Below are 3,303 nucleotides of genomic sequence, written 5' to 3' on the forward strand. Positions count from 1 at the left end.
GCGCGTTACGCCGTGGGTCGATGTTTGATGTTATGGAGCAGCAACGATGTTACGCAGCAACGATGTTACGCAGCAGGGCAGTCGCCCTAAAACAAAGTTAGGCATCACAAAGTACAGCATCGTGACCAACAGCAACGATTCCGTCACACTGCGCCTCATGACTGAGCATGACCTTGCGATGCTCTATGAGTGGCTAAATCGATCTCATATCGTCGAGTGGTGGGGCGGAGAAGAAGCACGCCCGACACTTGCTGACGTACAGGAACAGTACTTGCCAAGCGTTTTAGCGCAAGAGTCCGTCACTCCATACATTGCAATGCTGAATGGAGAGCCGATTGGGTATGCCCAGTCGTACGTTGCTCTTGGAAGCGGGGACGGATGGTGGGAAGAAGAAACCGATCCAGGAGTACGCGGAATAGACCAGTTACTGGCGAATGCATCACAACTGGGCAAAGGCTTGGGAACCAAGCTGGTTCGAGCTCTGGTTGAGTTGCTGTTCAATGATCCCGAGGTCACCAAGATCCAAACGGACCCGTCGCCGAGCAACTTGCGAGCGATCCGATGCTACGAGAAAGCGGGGTTTGAGAGGCAAGGTACCGTAACCACCCCAGATGGTCCAGCCGTGTACATGGTTCAAACACGCCAGGCATTCGAGCGAACACGCAGTGATGCCTAACCCTTCCATCGAGGGGGACGTCCAAGGGCTGGCGCCCTTGGCCGCCCCTCATGTCAAACGTTAGGCGTCATGCATGAACCACACCGTCCCCGCAGAGGTATCCGCTCAGGTGCGGATAGTCGTCGACGTCATAAAGTCACATTTGGAGCCTGTGCTTCTTGCCATTTGTCAATGGCCATTAATTTTGACCCACCTTTGGCCAATAAAATTGACCCACCCTTGCACGTTTAACCCGTTGTTTTCTGTTTCAGCCGATAGCTCTCTCCTCCCAGCATAAAGATGTGTGAGTGATGGATGATTCGGTCGATGATCGGTACTGCCACGTTGTCGTCGTGGAAGAACTCGCCCCAGCAGGTGAAGTCCTTGTTGGTGGTCAGGATGATAGACCGGTATTCGTACAGACTGTTGATCAGCTGGAACAGGTTGTAGCGGGCCTGCCGGGTCATGGGCAGGTAGCCCAGCTCATCGATGATCAAGAGGTCGACCTTGCTCAGCTGGCTGATTTTCTTTTTCAGCTCGCCCTTCATTTCTGCCAGCTCCAGTTCTTCCACCAACTCCAGCGCGGTGCGAAACAATACCCGGTATCCGGCCTCGACGGCCTTGTGGCCAATCCCGATGGCCAGGTGGGTCTTGCCCACGCCTGGCGGGCCGATGAAGATCACGTTGTTGCGCTCGTCGATGAACCGGAAGTCCAGCAGGCTGTTGATCTGGCGCTTGCTGATGGTGGTCTGGTGGCGATAGTCAAAGCCCTCCAGATGCTTGTGCGCAGGAAAGCCTGCCGTCTTGTAATTGCGCTGTACCCGGTTGGCCTGACGCTGCTGGAGTTCGTATTCAGCCAGTCGCTGTGCAAAGCTCAGGAACGACATTTCACTGGCTTCGGCCTCGGCCAGTAACTGGGCGAGCTCTGCGGCGATGGAGGTCATGCGCAGGCTACGGTACTGGGCGGCAGTCTGTTCAAGCATGCCCATGGGTCACCTCCTGGCCAGTCGAGCGGCCAAGCTGTCGGTATGCACTCAAGTCCAGCTCTGACGGAGCCTCTGGCACGGGCTCAGGCAGACGCTCACGCCGGCTGGCCAGCTGGGTGGCCACCAGATACGCTTCGATCTGTCGGGCGGTCAGGCCCGGCTTCTGGCTCAGGTTCAACAGCATGTCCCGTTCAACAGGTGCGTGCTTACTCAGCAGGTTGCGTACTGCGAACAGTTGATCCTTATAGACCTTGGGCAAGGATCTCCGCAACTGATCACACAAGGCCAGGCTGAGTGCCTCGTCGCCCACCAGTACTTGAATGTCCTGCTCCAGCTGCTGCCGGCGCTGGGCATGGTCACGGTAGTGGTGGGTGTTTTTGATAATCTGACCTTTGCCGCCCGCCAACGCATGCTGGGCAATCACTTCGCCAGTTTGTAGATCAATCACATGCAGCTGGCTGTCGTCTTCCAGCACACCGACACGGCTTTGCTGCCAGGCCATGGGCACAGAGTACTTGTTGGCCTTCCAGGAGATCAGTCCGGTCTTATCCGCCTTGCGGGTCTCACGGGCTTCAGATGTGACGCAAGAGGGTGACAGGTAGGGCTTGAGCAGAGCCTGTTCGTCACGTTCAAAACGCAGCTGAGGTGCCTCACCTGTGGTGCCGTGTGCCCGCACATTGGCGACCTTGTCCAGCCAGTGATGCACATGCTCGCGCAGGTGCTGCTCATCACGGAAGGTCTCGCCGTAAAAGCAGTCCTGCTTGACGTATTTGACGCCCGCTTCAACCTTGCCCTTGCTCTCGGGGTCATAGCCTTCGCAAGCATGGATACGAAAGCCGGCTGTGGTGGCGTACTGATGAAAACGCTCGTTGAGGGTCAGCTCCCGGTATTTCTCCTCAATCACCACCAGCTTGGTCTGGTCGTACACCAGCTCTTCAGGCATGCCGCCAAAGTAGCGCAGCGCTTCGTCATGCAGCTGGATGAACTGCCGGGTATCCAGCGGCTTAAACGACAGGCCCACATACATCAGCCGCGAGTACGCCAGCACAAACACAACAAAGTGCACCACTGTTTCCACGCCACCAATCAGCACGTTACGCAGCTCGCCCGGGTCAACCTGGCACTGCACACCCGGCACCTCATCAACCACCGGCTCGTAATATCGGTGCTGACCGGTTGCAACCTCTTCCTTCAGCGCGCTGACGTAACGACGAATACTGCGCTCGGAGGTCGGCAGCTCACCCAGTTTCTCCTTGAGCTTGCGGGCAATCTTGACTGCACTGAGCCCGGGAAAGCTGGCCAGCAAGCTGATCAGGTATCCCCGGTAGGTGTCGAGCTGTTTGCTGCGGACAGGGTTATCCAGCTTGCGGGCAGTGGTTGTTTCATCCTGACGCAGATACTTGCGCACGCTGTTGCGCGAGATGCCCAGCTCCCGGCTGATGGCCCGAATGGAAAGTCCTTTGCCATCGTCATGTAATGATTTTATTTTGTGTATCACGTTCCACCTCATCATCAGAACGGTTCCCGGCCTGCCAAAAGGCTGGGAACCCTATCTGCATTTCTGGCCGGTTGGCCACCTTGGGGTGGGTCAAAATTAATGGCCAGGGCACTGTTGCAAAGTTAGCGATGAGGCAGCCTTTTGTCTTATTCAAAGGCCTTACA

Annotated in this window: 4 protein-coding genes; 1 reads left to right on the forward strand and 3 read right to left on the reverse strand. The window is 56.6% G+C overall.

Features of this window, described 5'->3' with window-relative positions; genetic code table 11:
- Positions 1-121 precede the first annotated feature (121 nt).
- On the forward strand, positions 122-676 hold the full coding sequence (locus ACOTX7_RS24045) for an aminoglycoside N-acetyltransferase AAC(6')-Ib3 (protein WP_032488579.1): 555 nt from the start codon (positions 122-124) through the stop codon (positions 674-676).
- Between the two features lie 227 nt (positions 677-903).
- Here the strand turns inward: ACOTX7_RS24045 and istB are convergent, their stop codons facing one another.
- The 3 genes from istB to ACOTX7_RS24060 form a co-directional block, all read right to left on the reverse strand.
- Entirely contained in the window at positions 904-1,644 is a 741-nt protein-coding gene (gene istB, locus ACOTX7_RS24050; protein WP_012695455.1) for an IS21-like element helper ATPase IstB, read from the reverse strand.
- A complete protein-coding gene (istA, locus tag ACOTX7_RS24055) occupies positions 1,631-3,139 on the reverse strand; it encodes an IS21-like element ISCfr8 family transposase (RefSeq protein ID WP_077249983.1) in 1,509 nt (502 codons plus the stop codon). The genes istB and istA overlap by 14 nt, the downstream gene beginning before the upstream one ends.
- The coding region (locus ACOTX7_RS24060; RefSeq protein WP_224750824.1) for a hypothetical protein at positions 3,111-3,303 on the reverse strand (193 nt) is incomplete at its 5' end. The genes istA and ACOTX7_RS24060, both read right to left, overlap by 29 nt.

The sequence above is a fragment of the Enterobacter cloacae complex sp. IR5418 genome (genome assembly GCF_049238105.1).
Taxonomy (GTDB): domain Bacteria; phylum Pseudomonadota; class Gammaproteobacteria; order Enterobacterales; family Enterobacteriaceae; genus Enterobacter; species Enterobacter hormaechei.

Excerpts from the sequence above, each read along its gene's own strand:
- istB (WP_012695455.1), bottom strand. The coding sequence starts at position 1,644 with ATGGGCATGCTTGAACAGACTGCCGCCCAGTACCGTAGCCTGCGCATG.